The following is a 19419-nucleotide window of genomic DNA, read 5'->3' on the forward strand; positions in this document are numbered from 1 at the left end:
TCATTATTTTCCTGGAGTTCCTCATGTCTGTTCGCATCCTTGCGCTCGTCGGCAGCCTCCGCGCCGGGTCCCACAACCGCCAGCTCGCCGAGGCCGCGGTCAAGCTCGCCCCCGAGGGCACCGAGGTCGAGATCTACGAGGGCCTGGCCGACGTGCCCTTCTACAACGAGGACCTCGACGCCGAAGGGGTCGTCCCGGAGGCCGCCGCCCGCCTGCGCGAGGCGGCCGCCTCCGCCGACGCCTTCCTGCTGTTCACCCCCGAGTACAACGGCACCATCCCCGCCGTGCTGAAGAACGCCATCGACTGGCTGTCGCGCCCGTACGGCATGGGCGCCATCGTCGGCAAGCGGATCGCCGTGGCCGGCACCGCCGCCGGGCAGTACGGCGGTGTCTGGGCGCAGGACGAGACCCGCAAGGCCGCGGGCATCGCCGGCGGCAAGGTGCTGGAGGACGTCAAGCTGGCGGTTCCCGGCTCCGTGACGCGTTTCGCCGAGACCCACCCGATCGACGACACCGAGGTCGCCATCGCGCTGACCGAGGTCGTCCGGACCCTGGCCGACGCACCCGTCGCGGCCTGAACCGAGGTGGGCGGGGTCAGCGCTTCGGGTGCCTGACCCAGCCCTTCTTGACCAGTTGGTCGCAGTGCCACTTGCTGTAGCGCGCGCTCTCCCCGTGCTTCTTGGCCGCCTTGAGGCAGTCCTCGTACGAGAAGGGCGGCTTGGCGGAGATCGCGTGCACGGCGGAGGGCGGTGCCGGGACGGGTTGGGCGACCGCCACCGGTGCGGCCCATACGCCCGCCATGACGACCGCGGCCAGCACGAAGTTCATCCGACGACGCACAGCGCCCTCCGCTTCTCGCTCTCCTGGTGATTCCTGTGCCAGAGGCACTTGTCACCACCCAACGAGAGCGCGGGCCAAGGGAAGCGCTTCTCCGCTGTCATTCACCCTGAGGTATGAGGTCCGGTCGCGGGCCTCATACCTCAGGGATGCCCCCCGTCGGGCCGGGCCGCCCGTCATGCATCCCCCGTCGGACGGCCCGGCGGCTCGGACGGCCGCGCCTCACACCTTGTGGTAGGCGCGGGCCTCGATCGTGTGCGGCTTACCGCTCAGGGAGATCCGCATGTAGTGCTTCTGGTTGGGCGAGGCGCGGAAGGTGTCCACGTTCATCCAGTCGCCCGTGCAGTAGCCCCAGCCGCCCTTGGCGATGACCTTCTTGTCGCTGCTGCGCACGATGTCGATCTTGAGCTTGGTGCCGTCGCCGCCGTTCCAGCAGCGGGCGTGCGCGCCGAGCGCGTTGCTGCGCGGGACGAAGTCGGCGGTCGCCCAGTACTTGGTGGGGGAGTGCTTGTACGGGCCCCAGATCCGCTTCCAGCTCGCCTGGATGCTGTGGCCGACGCCGGTATCGAGGTCGGCGGTCTGCGTGACGACGCTCCGCGCGGCCGGCTCCGCCTGGGCCGAGGGGGCGGTCACCGCCAGCCCCGCCCCGAGGGCCACCGTGGCCGTTGCGACAGCAAGGCTCTTGCCTGCCTTCATGGCTTCCTCCCGTTGAACGTGCTCTCCGTAGGAGCGGGGAGTGCGGCACCGGGCCCCGGGTCCAGGGCTGCGACCGGCCGTTTCGCGCCGGTCTCCGGACCCTTCGGCCCGTCCCCGCGCTCCCCTTTCGGTGCTCACCATTCAAGGCCCGGACCGCCGTGCACACATCAGGGCCAGCCCTGAAATGCGCGCCCGGCCCCTGCGGACCCGCGGCCGGCGGGGCCGGCAACCGCCTGCCGGCCCTTGCTCCTTGTGCGGCGGCGCACGTCACCCCCGCAGGTACGACAGGACGGCCAGCACGCGCCGGTGGTCGGTCAGGCTCGGCTCCAGGCCGAGCTTGGCGAAGATGTTGCGTACGTGCGTCTCGACGGTCTTGCCGCCCACCACCAGCTGCTCGGCGATCGCCTCGTTGGAGCGCCCCTCGGCCATCAGCGCCAGCACGTCCCGCTCCCGGGGCGTCAGCTCCTCCAGCGCGCTGCCCGCCCGCCGGCGGTGCAGCAGCCGGGACACCACCATCGGGTCGATCACCGACTCGCCCGCCCCCACCCGCTTGATGGCACCGGTCAGCTCCTCGACGTCCGCGACCCGGTCCTTGAGCAGATACCCGAACCCTCGCGCGCGGCGCGCCATCACCTGCACCGCGCTGCCGGCCTCCACGTACTGCGACAGCAGCAGCACCCCGACCTCCGGGCGGCGCCCGCGGATCGCGCACGCCGCCCGTACGCCCTCGTCGGTGTGGGTCGGCGGCAGGCGGATGTCGAGCAGGGCCACGTCCGGCCTTACCTTCTCCACCAGTTGCAGCAGGTCCCCGGCGTCCCCGGTCTGCCCGACCACCTGCACGCCCGCCTCGGTCAGCAGCCGCACCAGGCCCTCGCGCAGCAGGACGGAGTCCTCGGTCACCGTCACGCGCACGGCAGCTCCACCCGCACCCGGGTCCCGCCGCCCGGGGGACTGTGCACCTGCAGGATGCCGCCGACCGCGGCCAGCCGGTCCGCGAGCCCCTGCAGCCCCGAGCCGCGCGCGGGATCCGCCCCGCCCACCCCGTCGTCGGCCGCCTCCACCACCAGCACTCCCTCGCACTGCCGTGCCGACACGCTGACCGCCCGCGCCTGCGCGTACTTCGCCGCGTTCGACAGCGCCTCGCACACCGTGAAGTACGCCGTCGACTCCACCAGCGGCGGGTAGCGCCGGTCCTCCACCGAGACCACCACGGGGACTTGGGCCTGTTCCGCGAGCGCGGTCACCGCCGGGCCGAGCCCCTCCCGGGTCAGCACGGCCGGGTGGATGCCGCGGGCGATGCCCCGCAGGTCCTCCAGGGCCATCCGCAGCGTGCGGTCGGTCTCGGCGACCGTGTGCCGGAGCCCGCCGTCCCCGGCGTCCGCGAGGCGGGCGTCCAGGCGCCGCAGCGACATCAGGGCGAAGACCAGCCGGGTCTGTGCGCCGTCGTGCAAGTCCCGCTCCAGGCGCCGGCGTTCGCGGTCCGCCGCTTCCAGGATGCGTGAGCCGACCGCGCGGGACTCCCGTCCGCGGGCCGCGGCCTGCGACCGCAGCCGGACGTTCTCCAGGCACAGCCGGACCGACGCGCCCACCGCGGCCAGCAGCTGGGGGTCCTCGCCCAGGGCCGCGTCGTGCACCAGCACCGCCGAGGGCCTCTCCCGGTCGTCCAGCGCGGTGACGCTCTTGCCCGATCCCGGGTACGGGCCGCGCAACGCCCGGCCGGCCGGGTCGAGGTAGCCGCCGGCCGCCTCCGACCACAGGCCCAGCCGCAGCGAGGGATCGCCGAGCAGGTGCGCCAGGACGTCCTGCAGCCGCCGCGGCGTCGGATCGCCGCCCACCTCGATCACCACACTGCCCACCGCAGCCCGCCGAAGCCGCATCCGTAACAGCCCCACCACGAACGTCACCGGGACGGCCATCTCGCTCAGGTCCGACAGCAGCGTGGGCGTCGACGCGGTGGGCCCCAGCAGCCGCGGCGCGGCCACGTGCAGCACTTCCCAGCCCACCAGCGCCAGGGCGACCAGGATCGCGATCCACGCCGGCAGCAGGGCCCGGCGCCTCGCGACGCTGCTCGCCCGCCAGTTGCGCACCAGCGCGACGACGACCACCACGGTCAGCAACGCACCCGTCCACCGGTAGCCGAGGTCGATGCCCGGGAACAGCTCCCGGCCGGGCCGGAACAGCAGGGCGTTGGGGCCGCAGTCGAGGCAGCTGAGGTAGGTCGCCTCGCTCTCGGCCGACGGGTCGTAGGTGAGGACGCGCAGCAGCCCGCCCACCGCGACGAGCAGGTAGGCGCAGGCGACCACGCGCCGGGCGAAGACGGTGGTGAGGCGGCCGTCGGGGAAGACCAGCAGCAGATGGGCCAGCACGGCCAGGTTCAGCGCCTCCCACCAGGCGCCGAGTGCGAACAGCGCCGGCACGGTGGTGCCTTGCAGGTTGCCCAGGAACCATGTCACGCCCTCGGCCACCATCAGCCGCCCCGTGCGGTTGGCCGGGCGCCGCCACCAGGCGATCAGCCCGGCCCCGGCGAACGTCCAGCCCACCGCCAGATCGCGGAGGATGTCCTCCTGCGTGGCGCCCGCGCGCCCGTAGGCCCAGGAGCCCGTACAGCCCGCCGCAACGGCCAGGGCCGCCGCACCCGCGACCGCCCGCCCGGGCCTGCCGCCGAGTCCGACCCCCGCACTCCCGCTCCCACAGGAGCCGGCTCTGCCCAGAACCCCACCCACGGGCACCACCATAGGGCAGGCGCCCCGCAGGCCGACGTAAACGCGGGCGCGTGTCCTGCGGTCGAACGCTCTTTTGTCGAGGGGTTGTTCAGAATCTCAGGAGATGCGGACGCCCGGTGCGTACGCCGTGGCCGCCGCCGGGCACGCCCGGGGTCATGACCGGCACCGGCCGGCGGCACGCCACGCCGCGGCGAACCGGCGGACCGAAGCGAAACGCTGCCCGGGGTCGGCCCGGGTGGCGCGGTGGAGCACACGGAGCCGAGCCGGGCTGCCGCGCCAGGCGCCTTCGTCGTCTCCTGCGTCGAGCAGCAGCCGGGCGGCGCGACCGAGCGCGAAGACGGTGGTGCGCACGTCGATGGTCGCGCCGCGCTCGTACTCCTCCGGTGCCATGAACCGCCGTGACCCCGGCAGCCGGTCCTCCTCCAGGACGAAGGGTCCCGGGCGGTACTCGTCCAGGTCGACCAGGCGCATGACGTTGCCGGTAAAGTCGTACAGCAGCGCGCCGTCGTAGAAGTCGACGGCCACGTAACCGGCTGCCTCCACGGCGAGGTGCGCGCTCAGGACCCGTTCCCACGCGCGCGTGGCCAGAGGGAGCGGCAGCGCGCGGAAACGCGCCATGGCACTGCCCGGGGCGATGCGGTCCGCGGGGCCGCCGGCAGCGGGGTGGTAGAGGACCTCGCCCTCGTGCCACGGCATGACCACCGCCCAGTTGCTGCGCACGGCGATCCGGTGCACCTGCGGGACGATCACCGGGTGTCTCACGGCCCGGTGAAAGGACCACGCCCGGCGGAGCGAGATCCTCGCGCCGTCCGTGGTGCCTTCCTTGACGAACCACCGTTCTCCGCCGGGGAGCCGGACGCCGTAGGACACGCATCCCGAGTCCTGATCCCGGAAGGCGGTGAAGACCGTGCCGGCTCGTTCGAGATGCGCCTCCACGGAGGAGAGTTCGGTGACGTCCAGTAACGGGTGAAGGGCCATGAGGTCATCGTTTCACCGGCAGGATGCCCCTCCCTGCCGCGCCGGACGGGAGCCGGCCATTCGACCGGGCACCGTTCGTCGTTCACCCGTTCTTCTCCGAGAACGTGCCGATTCCTGCCGGCTGGTTTCCCATGGCAGGTGTGTCCCCGCGCCAGCCCCCGGCCGCTCCGCACGACGGCGCCGCGACGAAACGCCGGCAGCCGCCGCCCCCGCGGGGGCTGCTGGGGCGGCTCGGGCACTGGTGTGCGCGGCACTTCGTCGTCGTCATCGTGCTGTGGCTCGCCGCGCTCGGCGGAGTGCAGGTGCTGGAGCGGTCCTTCGGCGGGGACTACTCCGACGACTTCGCGCTGCCCTCGGCCCAGTCCCAGGACGGCCTCGACGTCCTGAAGGCCCACGATCCGGCCGCAGGCGGCTACAGCGGGCAAGTGGTCCTCCACGATGCCGCGAAACCCCTGACGGCCGTCAGCGGTCAGATCAACCAGACGGTCGCCGACCTGCAAAAACTCCCGCACGTACTGTCCGCGCAGAACCCCCTGCCGCCGCCCGGCGCACCCCCCGCGCGACCGCCCGGCACCCCCAACACCGGACCGCTGTCCGACGACGGCAAGACCGCCTACGTCACCGTACGGTTCGACTCGCCGCCCACCACCCTCGGAGCCCCGTACCTGGACGGCGTCGACGACGCCGTGAAACCGCTGCGCACGGCCGGGGTGCAGGTGGAGTACGGCGGGCCGCTCGGCGAGCTCGCCCGGCCCGAGCCCGACGACAGGAGCAGCGAGCTCATCGGCTTCGGCGTGGCGATCGTGGTCCTGCTGGTCGGCTTCGGCAGCGTCATCGCAGCGGGCGTGCCGCTGGTGACCGCGCTCGCCGGCGTCGTCACCGGCCTGGGCGTGCTGTCCCTGCTGGCCGCGGCCTTCACGTTCGCCACGGTCTCCCCGACGCTCGCCACGATGATCGGTCTGGGGGTGGGCATCGACTACGCCCTGTTCCTGCTCACCCGCCACCGCCAGAACCTCATGGACGGCATGGACCCGGCCGGAGCCGCGGCCCGCGCGGTGGCCACCAGCGGCCGGGCCGTCCTGGTCTCCGGATGCACCGTCATCATCGCGCTGGGCGGCTTGACCGTCTCGGGCGTGTCGTTCATGGGCAAACTGGGTGCGGCGGCCGCCGTGACGGTGGTGTCCGCCGTCGTGGGGGCGCTCACGCTCGTCCCCGCCCTGCTCGGCCTGACCGGCTCGCGCATCGACAAGCTGCGCGTACGCACCCCCGTCGCGGAAGGCACCACCGGCGAGGGGACGGACGGCGCCCGGGAAGCGCACGGCACCTGGCACCGCTACGCGCAGCGCGTCGAGCGCCGGCCCTGGTGGTTCCTGGCAGCCGGCGTCGTCACCGTCGCGGTCCTTGCCATCCCCGTGTTCTCCATCCAGCTCGGCCACATCGGCGACGGCGCCGACCCCACGAGCTTCACCGACCGGCGCGCCTACGACCTGACGGCCGAGGCCTTCGGCCCCGGCGCCAACGGCCCGCTGACCGTCGTCATCGACCAGAGCGGTGTACCGGCCGCCGACCGGCCCGCCCTGGCGAGCAACGCCGCGAAGGCCCTGACGGACGTCCCCGGCGCGGCCACCGTCACCCCGCTCAAGCCGACGCCCGACGGCGATGTGCTCGTCGCCACCGCCTTCTCCGCCACCGCGCCGCAGGACGCCTCGACGACCGGCCTCGTGAACCGCCTCAAGGACGAGACACTGCCCGAGGCGGTGTCCGGCACCGCCGCGCACGGCTACGTGACCGGCACGACCGCCGCCCAGGTCGACTTCCTCGACATCCTGTCCGCCCGGCTCCCACTGATCATCGCCACCGTCGTCGCCCTGGCCTTCCTCATCATCCTCATCGTCTTCCGCGGCATCCTGGTGGCCCTCAAGGCGGCCGCCCTGAACGTCCTGTCCATCGCCGCCTCCTACGGCGTGGTCGTCGCCGTCTTCCAATGGGGCTGGGGCGGCCCGGCCCTGGGCGTGTCGGGCACCGTGCCCATCGAGAGCTACGTGCCGATGATGATGTTCGCCATCGTCTTCGGACTGAGCATGGACTACGAGATCTTCCTGCTCTCCCGCGTCCACGAGGCGTGGCTGCGCACGGCCGACGCGAAGGGCAGCGTCGCGCACGCGCTCGAGATCACCGCCCGGGTCATCACGTGCGCCGCCCTCATCATGGTCAGCGTCTTCGCCGCCTTCATCGCCAGCAACAATGTCGTGATCAAGATGCTCGGCCTGGGCCTGGCCGTGAGCGTCCTCATCGACGCCACCGTCGTCCGCCTCCTCCTCGTACCCGCCGTGATGACCCTCCTCGGTCACCGCGCCTGGTGGACGCCGCGATGGCTCGACCGGGCCCTTCCCCACCTGGACGTCGAAGGCGAAGGCGAGGACACGCCGGATTCCGGGCGGCGCAGCGGCGCGCCGTGACGGCTCCCGGCGTCACCCATGGCGGGACGGCTCCCGGTGTCACCCCATGGCGCGGCCCGGGGTGCTGCCGAGCCAGGACCGGATCGCGTCGGCCGTCGTGCGGGCGTGTTCCTCGAAGAGGGTCCAGTGGTCGCCGGGAACCTCCACGGCGGTGTGCGGCGCCGGCCAGGACGGCTTCGCGGGGCCGCCGCCCCGCGTCCCGCTCGCGGCGCCCGGATGCACCGGAGGGAGCGGCTCCCTGGCGCGGATCAGCAGCGTGGGTACCTCCGTAGGTTCGGGTCGCCAGCCGCGGGCCATACGGGTGTAGGCGCCCAGGGCGGCGATCGCCATGTCGTCCACGACGGTGTCGAACCGCTCGCCCAGCTGGAGGGGGAGACGGGCGGGCATGGCGAGCAGCCACGGCTCCTGCTCGCGGTCCGGGGTGACGTGGTAGGTGTCGGCGATGACGAGGCCGGCCGGCGGCGTGCCCGTCGCCGCGAGCCGCGCGGCGACCGAATGGGCCGGGTAGCCGCCCATCGAGTAGCCGAGGACGGCGAACGGGCGGTCGCCCAAGTGCTCGCGCACGGTGGCGGCATGCAGGTCCACCAGGGTCTGCCAGTCGCGCGGGACAGCGTCGCCGTGGGCGGTGCCGGGGTGGCGGATCTCGACGACGTCCCGCTCGCCGGCGAAAGAAGCGGCCAGCGCGGCGTACCACGGCCTCCCGAGATGGGGGGAGAAGCCGGGGAAGCACACGAGTGCGGGGCCGCCGGCGCCTTCGGCCAGGGTGACCGGGGCGAGCTCGTGCCGGGAGGCCTCGGCGGGGCCGAAGGAGGGCAGGGCGAGCGAGGCGGTCACCAGCAGGTGCATCGCCGAGACGACGTCGCCCGTTCCGCACACCCGTCGGTAGAGGGAGGCGAGGGTCTGCGGCGGCCGTGTCCCTCCGCTGGGGGCGGGTCCCCTGGTGGGTCCCGTGGCGGCGACGGCGGCTTCGGGCGGGGGTGCCGGGGTGCCGCCCAACTCCTCGTGCAGATGACCGTCCAGCTCTGCGTACAGATGACCGGCCAGCTCCGCGACGCTGGGCCGGTCGAACGTGACGGTGGCGGGCAGCGGCAGGCCGGTGAGCATCCCGAGGCGGTTGCGCAGCAGCACCCCGGTCAGCGAGTCGAAGCCCAGCTCGGTGAACGGGCGTCCGGGCGCCACAGCCGCCGCGTCCGGGTGCCCGAGCACCGCGGCTACCTCTGCACGAACGAGATCCAGCAGCGTGGGCGCCCGGTCGGCTTCCGGCAGTGCCGCGAGCCGTCCCCGCCAGGAACCGGCCGCGTCATCGGGGCCGGTGGCCGCTCCTGCCGCGGAGCCGGTGCCGTCCGCGCCGTCCCCGGACCCGGCGGTCGGGCGAGCCGGGCGAGCCGGGTGGACCGGGCGCACCAGCCCGCGTAGGGGAGGTGGGAGGGGCTGCGTGGCGGGACCTGCGGGACGGGAACGGGCCGGCAGCAGCGGAGCGAGCACAGGCTCGCCCCTGCCCAGCGCGGCGTCGAACAGGGCCAGCCCCCGCCCGGGAGAGACCGCGCGCAGCACGCCGCCCATGGCCCGCTCGGCACCCTCGGTGCGCGCCGCCATCCCCTCCCCGCCCGCCCACGGACCCCACACGAGGGAGAGCGCGGGCAGGCCGAGGGCGGTGCGGTAGTGGGCGAGCGCGTCCAGGAAGGCGTTGGCGGCCGCGTAGTTGGCCTGGCCGGGATTGCCCAGCAGCCCGGCCGCCGAGGAGAACAGGACGAAGTGCGACAAGTGCAGATGCCGCGTCAGCTCGTGCAGGTGCCAGGCGGCATCCGCCTTCGGCCGCAGCACCGCCGCCAGCCGCGCGGGCGTCAGTGCCTCCAGCACGCCGTCGTCCAGCGCTCCGGCCGTGTGTACGACGCCGCTCAGGCGGTGCGCGTACTTCTCGACGACGGCCGCCAGCCGGGCACGGTCCGCCACGTCGCACGCGATCACGTCCACGCGGGCGCCTGCCTCCTCCAGCGCGTTCTGCAACTGCCGCGCCCCGGCCGACTGCAAGCCCCGGCGGCTGACGAGCACCAGGTGCCGGACCCCGTGCCGGGCGACCAGGTGCCGTGCCAGCAGACCGCCGAGGGCTCCGGTGCCGCCGGTGAGCAGGACGGTGCCGCCGCCTCCGCCTGCGAACCCGTCGGCCGTAGGCGATCCGGTGGGGGAGCCGGAGGAGGAATCGGAGGGGGAGTCGGTGGGGGAGCCGGAGGCGGAGAGGACGTCAGAGGCTGTCAGGCGTGGGACGCGGACCACGCCGTCGACGAGGGAGAGCTGGGGCTCGCCGGTGGCGACGGCGGCGTGCAGCATGCGCAGCGACTCGGGCCTGCCGTCGGTGTCGACGACCGTCAGGCGCCCGGGATACTCCGCCTGCGCGGAACGCAGCAGGCCCCAGACGGCGGCGGCCGGCAGGTCCGGTACGGGGGAGGTGGCGCCACAGGTCACCACCACGAGGCGTGCGCGGGGTGCCGCCGGAGCGGACAGGTGCGTCTGCAACAAGTCCAGGGCGCGGGCCGTCAGACGGTGCGTCTCCGCGGCGGGGTCCGTGGCCGGGGAATCGCTGTCCGATGACGGAGCGAGGGAGACCACGACGGCTTCGTTCCCTCTCCCGGTGAACGCGGCAGGTGTGGCTGGCGTGGCAGGCGTGGCAGGCGTGGCAGGCAACGCGGAACGCAGGCCCAGGTCGTCCGGTGCCGCCACCGACAGGGAGATTCCCTCGCCGTCGGCCGGAACAACGGCCCACCGCAGGCTGTACAACCCTCCGTCACCGTTCGCCCCCGCGGCCGCGGCACTGGTGGACTCCGGCAGCGGGCGGGTGGTCAAGGACTCCACCCGGGCCACGGGCTTCCCGGCGGGGTCGGCCAGGTCCACGGCGACGGTGTCCGTGCCGGTGGCCCGTAGGCGCACGCGCAGGGTCGTGGCCCCGACGGCGTGTACGGTCAGGCCGCGCCAGGCGAAGGGCAGCCGGGCGGGACCGGCGGACGGCGCGGCGAGGAGTGCCGTGTGCAGCGCGGCGTCGAGCAGGGCGGGGTGGATGCCGTAACGGCCTGCGTCGGCGCCCGCCGCTTCGGGCAGCCGCACCTCGGCGTACACCTCCTCGCCCGGCCCCTGCCAGGCGGCCGTGACGCCCTGGAAGGCGGGGCCGTACGCGTGCCCGGTGCCGGCCAGACGCTCGTAGGCACCGGTCAGGTCCACCGGCACGGCGCCCGGGGGCGGCCATGCGGAGGCCCGGTCCCGGCGCTCGCCGCCCGTCTCGGAGGCCGGGCCGAGCCGCCCGGTCGCATGGTGTGTCCAGGCGCCCAGCGGCCCCGAGTCCTGCGGGCGGGAGTGGACGTCGGCGGTACGCCGTCCGGAGGCGTCCGGCTCGCCGAGGACCACCTGTACCTGGACGCGGTCGCCGGAGCCGGGCAGGGCCAGCGGGGTCGTCAGCACGAAGTCCTCCGCGGTGTCCAGACCGCAGGCGTCGCCCGCGTGGAGCACCATCTCGGCGAACGCGGCCGCGGGTACCAGGACGTGCCCGGCGACGACGTGGTCGCGCAGCCACGGGTGGGCCGCGGTGGAGAGGTCGCCGGTGCAGAGGAGTCGCTCCGTGCCCGGGACGGTGGTCATCCGGGGCAGCAGGGGGTGGTCGTCCCGGGCCGCCGGGTCCGGGACGGGGGAGGGGGCGGTGGGGGCGTCCAGCCAGTAGCGCCGCCGCTGGAAGGGGTACGTCGGCAGGTCCACCCGCCGGGCGCCGCTGCCCGCGTACACCCGGTGCCAGTCCACGGGCAGACCGTGGACGTGCAACCGGCCGAGCGCGGCGAGGACCGCCTCCGCCTCACGGGCGCCGTCCCGTGCGGTGGTGATGAACACCGGCCGCTCGGCCCGCTTCCCGGCCCGCTTCCCGGCCCGCTCCTCGGTCCGCCCCTCGGCCGGTTCCTCGCCGGCCGCGGCCAGTCCGGCCATGGCGGCAGCGGTCAGCTGTGCACCGGGCCCGACTTCGGCGAAGGCCGTCACCCGTTCGTCGTGGGCGAGCCGGTGCACGGCGTCCCCGAAGCGCACGGTTTCGCGGGCGTGGCGCACCCAGTACGCGGCGGAGCGCAAGTCGTCCCCGGCGGCCTGGCGCCCCGTCAGCGTCGACACCACCGGGATCCGCGGCGCGTGATACGTCAGCCGGGCCGCCACTCGTCCGAACGCATCCAGCATCGGCTGCATCAAGGGCGAGTGGAAGGCGTGGCCGGCCCGCAGGCGCGTGGTGCGACGCCCCCGCGCGGCGAAGCGGGCCGCGACGGCGAGCACGGCGTCCTCCTCGCCGGAGAGGACGACCGAGCGGGGGCCGTTCACCGCGGCGACCGCCACGCGGTCCGTCCGGCCCGTCTCCTGCCGGCCTGTCCGGCGCTGCCGGTCGGTCAGCTCCTGCAGCTCCTGCAGCTCCTGCATGGCCTCGTGTTCGGAGGCTTCCAGGGCCACCATGGCGCCGTTGCCGGGCAGCTGCCGCATCAGCCGGCCCCGGGCCGCGACCAGTTCCACGGCGTCCGGCTCCGACAGGACCCCTGCAACGTGAGCCGCCGCCAGCTCCCCGAGGGAGTGGCCGGAGAGGACGTCCGGCCGCACTCCCCAGGACTCCAGCAGCCGGAAGAGCGCCACCTCGAAGACGAACAACCCGGTCTGCGCGAAGTCGGTCCGGTCGAGCAGAGCGGAGTCGTCGGTGCCCTCCTCCGCCCACAGCACGGAGCGCAGGGGCCGCTCCAGGCCTTCGGCGTCGAACCGGTCGCACAAGGCGTCGAAGGCGGCGGCGAACGCGGGGAAGGCGCCGTGCAGTTCCCGGCCCATGCCCGGCCGCTGCGAGCCCTGGCCGGAGAACAGCAGGGCCAGTCGCCCGGTGGAGGTGGCAAGCATCGCCTCGGTGCCGGTGCCGGTGCCAGGGCTGCCGTCAGTGCCAGGGCCGGTGTCGCCGGCTCCGGCTGCCGACTGTGCGTCCAGAGCACTCAGCAGTGCCTCGCGGTCCGCTCCGGTCACCGCCGCCCGGTGGGTGAGCGCGGTGCGGGTCGTGGCCAGGGAGAACGCGACGTCCAGCAGGGCCGGCCGGGATTGCTTCCGCAGCAGAGCCGCCACCTGGGCGGCCCGTGCGCGCAGAGCTTGCGGGTCTGCGCCGGAGAGCAGCAAGGGCGGCACAGGCCTCGGGCGCCCGGGGGCGGTGGCGGCTGCGTGGCCTTCCGTTCCCGCGCTCGTTCCGCCCCTCGTTCCGCCTCCCGTTCCGGCTTCCGGTCCTTCCTGCTCGGCGGCGCTCCGGGGGGCCTCTTCGAGGATGACGTGGGCGTTGGTCCCGCCGATGCCGAACGCGGACACCCCCGCCCGGCGCGGACTGCCGGGCGCCGGATGCCATTCCTCGTGCTGCGCCAGCAGCCGTACGGTGCCCGACGACCAGTCCACACGGGGGGACGGCTCTTCGCAGTGCAGGATGCGCGGCAGGCGTCCGTGGTGCATCGCAAGGACGGTCTTGATGACCCCGCCGACACCGGCCGCGGCCTGGGTGTGCCCGATGCTGGACTTCAGCGCACCGAGCCACAGCGGGCGGCCGGGAGGCCGCTCCTGCCCGTACGCGGCCAGCAGCGCCCGGGCCTCGACGGGGTCGCCGAGCGCGGTACCGGTGCCGTGCGTCTCGACGGTGTCGATGTCGGCCGGGCTCAGCCCGGCGTCGGCCAGTGCCTGACGGATCACCTGCTGCTGGGCCGGGCCGCTGGGGGCGGTGAGGCCGTTGGAGGCGCCGTCGGAGCCGACGGCCGAGCCACGCAGCAGGGCCAGGACCGGATGGCCGTTGCGCCGGGCGTCGGAGAGGCGCTCCAGCAGGACCACTCCGGCGCCCTCCGCCCAGCCGGTGCCGTCGGCCGCGGCCGAGAACGGTTTGCACCGGCCGTCCGGCGCCAGGCCGCGCAGCCTGCTGAACGCCACGAAAGGCGCCGGGGTGGCCATCACCGTGACGCCGCCGGCCACCGCCAGCGAGCACTCGCCCGACCGCAGCGCCTGCGCCGCCCAGTGCATCGCCACCAGGGACGACGAACAGGCGGTGTCGACCGTGACGGCGGGCCCGTGCAGCCCCAGGGCGTACGCGATACGGCCCGACGCCACGCTGCCGGTCGAACCCAGCGCCAGGTGCGCCTCGAGCGCGTGCGGGCCCCGGTGCAGGAGACGGCCTGCGTAGTCGTCGTGCATCACGCCGACGAAGACGCCGGTGTCGCTGCCGCGCAGCTCCGCAGGGTCGATGCCCGCCCGCTCACAGAGCTCCCAGGCGGTCTCCAGCAGCAGCCGCTGCTGCGGATCGGTGGCCGTCGCCTCCCGCGGGGACATCCCGAAGAACGCCGCGTCGAAGTCGGCCGCCCGGCGCAGGAAGCCGCCGCGGCGCGTGACGGACGTGCCGAGCCGGTCCGGATCGGGGTCGAAGAGCTCCGCCGGGTCCCAGCCGCGGTCACCGGGGAGGTCCGAGGTCGCGTCGACCCCGTCCACGAGCAACTGCCACAGCTCCTCCGGGGATTCCGCGTCGTCGCGGGCTCCCGGGAACCGGCACGCCATGGAGACGATGGCCACCGGATCCTCGGGCGCCCTGCGCGTCTTTCCGCCGGGTGTACGGGCTGCCGCCGGGGCACGGCCGTCGAGCAGTACGGAGTGCAGGAACTCCGCCACGGCGCCGGGCGTCGGGTGGTCGAACACCAGGGTCGCGGGGAGCTCCAGTCCCGTGTCCGCGCCGAGCCGGTCGCGCAGCAGGACGCCTCCGAGGGAGGTGATGCCGGAGGCGCTGAAGGGACGCCCTGGGTCCAATTCCTGCTCGTGCCCGGGCTCGTGTGCCTGTGCCCGTTCTTGTGCCTGTGCCTGTTCCGGCACGCCGGCGGCGTCCGCCGCCCGGGCGAGGACGAGGCGCAGCAGGGTGTCGTGACGGTCGGACGCAGGCAAGGAGAGCAGCCGCCGGCGCAGGGCGGACGCGGCGTCCTCACGCGCCGCAGCGAGCCGTTCGGCCAACTGCCGGGCCAGCGCCGGGCGGTCGGTCTTGCCGGAGGGGGTACGGGGGACGGAGCCGGTCCCGTACACCTCGTCGGGCACCTTGAAACCCGACAGCCGCTCCCGGCACACGGCGCGAACCCGGTCGGTGTCGACGCCGTGCGGCCCGGGGACCACGAAGGCGACCGGCACTTCGCCCAGCACGTCGTGCGGCCTGGCGACGACTGCGGCGTCCGCGACGCCGGGGCAGCCGAGCAGCACATGCTCGACCTCGACGGGGTTGACGTTCTCGCCTCCGCGGATGATCAGCTCCTTCACCCGGCCGGTGACCAGCAACCGGCCCCCGCGCACGTGGCGTCCGAGATCCCCGGTGCGGTACCAGCCGTTCCTGAACGCCCGTGCGGTGTCGTCCGGGCGGTTGTGATACCCGATCATCAGGTTCGGACCGCGGACCCAGATCTCCCCTTCCGCCCCGTCGGGGACCTCCTCGCCACCGCCGGGATCACCGCGGGTATCTACGTCCGGATCAACGTCGGGTTCGAGTCCGGGATCCCCACCGGGGCAGGTCAGCCTCACCTCAACGCCGGGTACAGGCAGAGCGCCGGGGCCGTCGTCCCGGGGGTCGCCGCCCGGCCTGTCGACCGCGATCTTCCCGCACGTCTCGGTGCTGCCGTAGCCGTCGAGCAACGGGGCACCCAGCAGTTCCTCGACGTCTGCCCGCAGCGCCGGGGGACACGGCGCGCCCGCGGTGACGCACAGCCGTATGCCGGACGGCAGCTGCGGCACGCTGCGCAACGCCTCCGTGAGCAGGTGGTAAGTCGCCGGTACTCCCGCCACGACCGTGCACGGCTGCTCGGCGAGCGCCTGCGCGACGCTCGCGCCCCGGTCGAGGAGGCGGGCGCTCGCCCCCACGGAGAGGACCCCGAGCAGGCACAGCGAGTGCGCGTAGGCGTGGAACATCGGCAGCGGCCACAGCAGCCGGTCTTCCCGCTCCAGACCCCACAGCGGGACGTAGGCCGCCGCCACCGACCACAGTGCGGCGCGCTGGCTGGAGACGACGCCCTTGCTGCGCCCGGTGGTGCCCGAGGTGTAGAGGATCCAGGCGGGCTCGTCCAGGCCGAGGTCGTCCCGGGGCGCCCGTCCCGGATCCGTCGCGGCCAGCCGTTCGAAGGCGTACGTGCCTGCGGGCTCCCCGTCCGGCACGGTGTCCGTGCCTGTCACCACGATCCGTGTGCGCGGGCGTGGTCGGGCGGATGCCTCCGGCCCGGGTATCGGGGACCGTCCGCCCTGCTCGGTGATCACCGCGACCGCCCCGCTGTCGTCGAGGAAGTGCGCCAGCTCCGCGTCCGCCGCCCCGGGATCCAGCAGAACGCCTACGGCCCCCGCCCGCAGGACCGCGAGGAATCCCTCCACCACCTCCACCCGGCTGCTCAGCCGGAGGGCCACTCGGTCGCCCCGCCGCACCCCTGACCGCGCGAGGTGACCCGCCAGCCGCGCGGTCCGCTCCTCCAGCTCCCCGTAGGTGACGCTCCGCCGTGCGTCCTGGAATGCGGTCTTGTCCGCCATCTGCGCCGCATGCGCCTTGAGCGCCTCAGGCAGTGCACGGATCAACTCGTCCCGGATCTCCGCCATCCCCCACCCCTCCGGCCACCACGGGGCGAAGGACACAGCGCGCCCGCTCGCACACCGTACCGAGTGCTGAGGCCAAACTCCGGGGTGATCGGCCCCATCCCCCGGGCGGACCACGGGCCGTGCCGTGTCCGGATGACCTGCATATCGTGACCGCATGGGTCGCGACCCCATGGGCGAAGAGAGCGGCGGCGGCACTCCCCACGGCCCCGCCCGCCCCGCCGACCCCACCGGCGGGCGGGAGCGCGCCCGCCACTGCTGGTCGGCGTTCCGTCACTCGCCGTTCTTCCCCGCCACCGTGCTCGTGCTCATCGTGGCCGCGGCCGCCGGGCTCTTCGCGGGCTCCTACACCTACGCCATGGCCAATCCGACCCCGCACAACATCCCCACCGCCGTCACCGGGGTTCCCGTGTCCGAGATCAAACGGGCCGAATTCGTCCAGGGCATGGAAAGGGCGCTGGGAGCCGAGCTCCGGTTGCGTCACTTCGCCACCTACGAGGAGGCCTGGAACGCGGTCGAGGACCAGCGGGTATACGCCATCCTCCAAGACCGCCACCACGCGGCCGAGCTGGACGTCTCGGGGGCCTCCGGCGCCACCGTCGCCCAGCTGCTGACCGAGACCGCGCCCCAGGTCGGAGAGGAGATCGGCATCCCCGTGGTCGTGCGGGACGTCAACCCCCTCCAGAAGGGCGACCCGCGCGGCCTCGCGCTCTTCTACATCACCCTGGCGTCCGTCATCGTCGGCTTCGTCGGGGCCATCCAGCTGAGCGTCCACGCCCGCGAGCTCAATCCGGCCGAACGCATCGCCTTCACCGCCGCCTATTCCGTACTGGGCGGCTTCACCATCGCCGCGATCGTGGACTGGGGGCTGGATGCGGTGCGGCTGCCGTTCGCGGAGTCCTGGCTGATCCTGGCGCTGACCATGTTCACCTCGGCCATGGTCTTCACCATGTTCAACGCGCTCATCGGACGGTGGGCCATGCTGCCCACCTGGGGGCTGATGGTCCTGCTGGGCAACCCGTCCTCCGGCGGCGCCGTCTCCTGGCCCCTGCTGCCCTCGCTCCTCGGCGAGATCGGCCGCTGGCTGCCGCCGGGAGCCTCGGTGAACGCTCAGCACACGGCCGTCTACTTTCGGCAGCACCAGCACTTCCTCCCGTTCGCCGTGCTCATCGCCTGGGCCGCCGTTTCCTGCACGGTCTTCTGGATCCGGCGGCACCGCCACCCCGGCGGGCGGGAGACGGCGGGAGCAGCCGCAGCCACGAGCTGAAACGGCCCGCCTTCCTGCTGACGCTGTGCGTCTTCGTGCTCGCTTTGTGTTGTTTCGGGGGTGGTGGCGTGTGAGGCCGCCCATGAGGCCCGGATCACTTACGAATCCCGGTAGTGAACAGCCGCGGGTGAATACGGGGACAGGGCGGGTAATCGCGCGCCGGCAATGAAGGAGCGTAGTAGGTCACAGCCCTTGTCAGGCGTTTTCGCCGCCGCTAACAATTACGGGGTCGCTGGGCGCCGTCGACCGAGAAACGGCGCTTGATTTCTGCGCCGCTTCAGGGCCGGGCGACATCCGCGATTGGAAGGTTCAGCTCAGTTATGCGCTCCACCGTCTCCGCTTATGCCCGTCTGCCGAAGGTTCACAAGTTCTCCGTTGCCGGTATTGCCGCGACCGGTGCTGCTGTCGTTGCGGTGGCTGTCGCGCCGCATGCTTTCGCCGCTGATGCCGCTCCGGCTGCTGCTGCGGTGAAGCCGGTGGCGTGGAGTGCTGAGGCTTTCGGTGAGACGCAGCAGGGTGAGCTGGAGAAGCAGGCCGACGCTGCTGCCAAGGCTGCTGCCAAGGCCGGCGCGGACGCTGCGGCGAAGGTGAAGGTGGCCGAGGAGCGTGCTGCCGAGCAGGCTGCCAACCGTTCCACTGAGCGCAAGGCGATTGCCGCCAAGCCCGCCGCCAAGCCGGCTGCCAAGCCCGCTGCCCCGGCGAAGCCTGCTGCCCCGGCCGCTCCGGCCGCTCCGGCGAAGAAGGCTTACGCCGACAATCTTGAGGGCTGGATCAATGAGTCCCTGGAGATTCTGCGGGCGAAGGATATTCCGGCTTCGTATGACGGCATCAAGCGGAATGTGCTGCGTGAGTCGACCGGTAACCCGCGTGCGATCAACGACTGGGACATCAACGCGGTGAACGGTGTTCCGTCGAAGGGTCTGCTGCAGATGATCGACCCGACGTTCAAGGCGTACCACGTCGAGGGCACGTCCTGGGACATCTACGACCCGGTCGCCAACATCACCGCTGCCTGCAACTACGCCGCTGACAAGTACGGCTCGATGGACAACGTCAACTCCGCCTACTGATCAGCACCGATCAGCGCACAGCTTTCAGCACCACCCCGCACTCCGCCGAGGGCGGTGGCACCCCCGCACCGACCCGGGGCGCCACCGCCCTCGCCGCATATCCGGGGTTCCCGTGACCCGGGAGGAATGGACGGGCCAGGATGAGGTAGCCGGAAAGCAAAGACGTTCGAACGCTGGAGGGACCCGATGTTACGGAGCAGCCTGCGCAGGACAGCGGCCACGGCCGTGGCGATAGCGGCGACGGCCGCGACCGCCGCCGCCCTCGGCGGTGCGGCGACCGCCTCGGCCGCCCCGGCCGCCGGGCGGACCCCGACCTGCGACGTATCCGCCCTGCGAGCCTCACTGTCCGACAAGGGAGGTCATCAGCACGGCATGTCCCACGAAGGCACCGTGCTGGTGCTCACGAACACCTCCGACCGTAACTGCGCACTGCGCGGCTACCCCGGCCTGCAGCTCGAGAACAGCCGGCACAAGGCCGTCGACACGAGCACCTCCTGGGGGAGCACCTACTTCGTCCCCGACCCCGGCAAGAGCACCCTGCTCCTGCAGCCCGGCGGTTCCGCGGAAGCCGCTCTGGCATGGGCCCATGCCGACGCCCCGCGGATGGTGAAGGCCGGCTACCTGCGCATCACGCCTCCGGCGTCCCGTGACCATCTGACGATCCCGTTCGACAAGACGGTGACCAACGGCGACCTCTCCGTCACCGCCTTCACGCGCAGCATCACCGTCTCCTGACGCTTCCCGGCGGACTTGCCGGTCCCGCTGCCCGG

11 protein-coding genes are annotated in these 19419 nt (G+C 73.4%); 5 read left to right on the forward strand and 6 right to left on the reverse strand.

What is annotated here, in order from left to right:
- The first annotated feature begins 23 nt into the window (after positions 1–23).
- Positions 24–578, forward strand: a complete 555-nt coding sequence (locus V7793_RS01525; protein ID WP_335581023.1) for an NAD(P)H-dependent oxidoreductase — start codon at positions 24–26, stop codon at positions 576–578.
- A 16-nt stretch (positions 579–594) separates the two neighbouring features.
- Here V7793_RS01525 and V7793_RS01530 read toward each other — a convergent pair whose 3' ends face one another.
- The 5 genes from V7793_RS01530 to V7793_RS01550 form a co-directional block, all read right to left on the reverse strand.
- Positions 595–840: a hypothetical protein gene (locus tag V7793_RS01530; RefSeq protein WP_335581024.1), complete on the reverse strand. Its 246-nt coding sequence runs from the start codon at positions 838–840 to the stop codon at positions 595–597.
- A 219-nt stretch (positions 841–1059) separates the two neighbouring features.
- Positions 1060–1533, reverse strand: a complete 474-nt coding sequence (locus V7793_RS01535) for a hypothetical protein (RefSeq protein WP_335581025.1) — start codon at positions 1531–1533, stop codon at positions 1060–1062.
- 267 nt (positions 1534–1800) lie between these two features.
- Complete coding sequence (locus tag V7793_RS01540) at positions 1801–2445, reverse strand: response regulator transcription factor (RefSeq protein ID WP_335581026.1); 645 nt, start codon at positions 2443–2445, stop codon at positions 1801–1803.
- On the reverse strand, positions 2436–4256 hold the full coding sequence (locus tag V7793_RS01545; protein WP_335581027.1) for a sensor histidine kinase: 1821 nt from the start codon (positions 4254–4256) through the stop codon (positions 2436–2438). The genes V7793_RS01540 and V7793_RS01545 overlap by 10 nt, the downstream gene beginning before the upstream one ends.
- 153 nt (positions 4257–4409) lie before the next feature.
- Entirely contained in the window at positions 4410–5234 is an 825-nt protein-coding gene (locus V7793_RS01550; protein WP_335581028.1) for a serine/threonine protein kinase, read from the reverse strand.
- A gap of 140 nt (positions 5235–5374) precedes the next feature.
- Here V7793_RS01550 and V7793_RS01555 point away from each other — a divergent pair, with 140 nt between their 5' ends.
- Positions 5375–7693, forward strand: coding sequence for an MMPL family transporter (locus tag V7793_RS01555; protein ID WP_443057824.1), 2319 nt, complete (start codon positions 5375–5377; stop codon positions 7691–7693).
- Positions 7694–7732: 39 nt separating this feature from the next.
- On the opposite strand, the gene V7793_RS01560 is transcribed toward V7793_RS01555, so the two are convergent.
- Positions 7733–16315: a type I polyketide synthase gene (locus tag V7793_RS01560; RefSeq protein ID WP_335581029.1), complete on the reverse strand. Its 8583-nt coding sequence runs from the start codon at positions 16313–16315 to the stop codon at positions 7733–7735.
- Between the two features lie 154 nt (positions 16316–16469).
- Here V7793_RS01560 and V7793_RS01565 point away from each other — a divergent pair, with 154 nt between their 5' ends.
- From V7793_RS01565 to V7793_RS01575, 3 genes are all read left to right on the forward strand, one after another.
- The gene (locus V7793_RS01565; protein ID WP_335581030.1) at positions 16470–17579 is read left to right on the forward strand and encodes an ABC transporter permease; all 1110 of its coding nucleotides are present in this window, start codon (positions 16470–16472) and stop codon (positions 17577–17579) included.
- A gap of 320 nt (positions 17580–17899) precedes the next feature.
- Positions 17900–18649 (forward strand): transglycosylase SLT domain-containing protein, encoded by a 750-nt coding sequence (locus tag V7793_RS01570; protein ID WP_335581031.1) that lies wholly within the window; start codon positions 17900–17902, stop codon positions 18647–18649.
- Positions 18650–18835: 186 nt separating this feature from the next.
- The gene (locus tag V7793_RS01575; protein WP_335581032.1) at positions 18836–19384 is read left to right on the forward strand and encodes a DUF4232 domain-containing protein; all 549 of its coding nucleotides are present in this window, start codon (positions 18836–18838) and stop codon (positions 19382–19384) included.
- The last annotated feature ends 35 nt before the right edge of the window (positions 19385–19419 follow it).

Origin of the sequence: Streptomyces sp. KLMMK (assembly GCF_036961605.1) — a bacterium.
GTDB classification, from domain to species: Bacteria; Actinomycetota; Actinomycetes; order Streptomycetales; family Streptomycetaceae; genus Streptomyces; species Streptomyces telluris.

Coding starts and splice junctions, on each gene's coding strand:
- V7793_RS01525 (WP_335581023.1), top strand. CDS start 24: ATGTCTGTTCGCATCCTTGCGCTCGTCGGCAGCCTCCGCGCCGGGTCC.
- V7793_RS01535 (WP_335581025.1), bottom strand. CDS start 1,533: ATGAAGGCAGGCAAGAGCCTTGCTGTCGCAACGGCCACGGTGGCCCTC.
- V7793_RS01550 (WP_335581028.1), bottom strand. CDS start 5,234: ATGGCCCTTCACCCGTTACTGGACGTCACCGAACTCTCCTCCGTGGAG.
- V7793_RS01560 (WP_335581029.1), bottom strand. CDS start 16,315: ATGGCGGAGATCCGGGACGAGTTGATCCGTGCACTGCCTGAGGCGCTC.
- V7793_RS01565 (WP_335581030.1), top strand. CDS start 16,470: ATGGGTCGCGACCCCATGGGCGAAGAGAGCGGCGGCGGCACTCCCCAC.
- V7793_RS01570 (WP_335581031.1), top strand. CDS start 17,900: ATGCGCTCCACCGTCTCCGCTTATGCCCGTCTGCCGAAGGTTCACAAG.
- V7793_RS01575 (WP_335581032.1), top strand. CDS start 18,836: ATGTTACGGAGCAGCCTGCGCAGGACAGCGGCCACGGCCGTGGCGATA.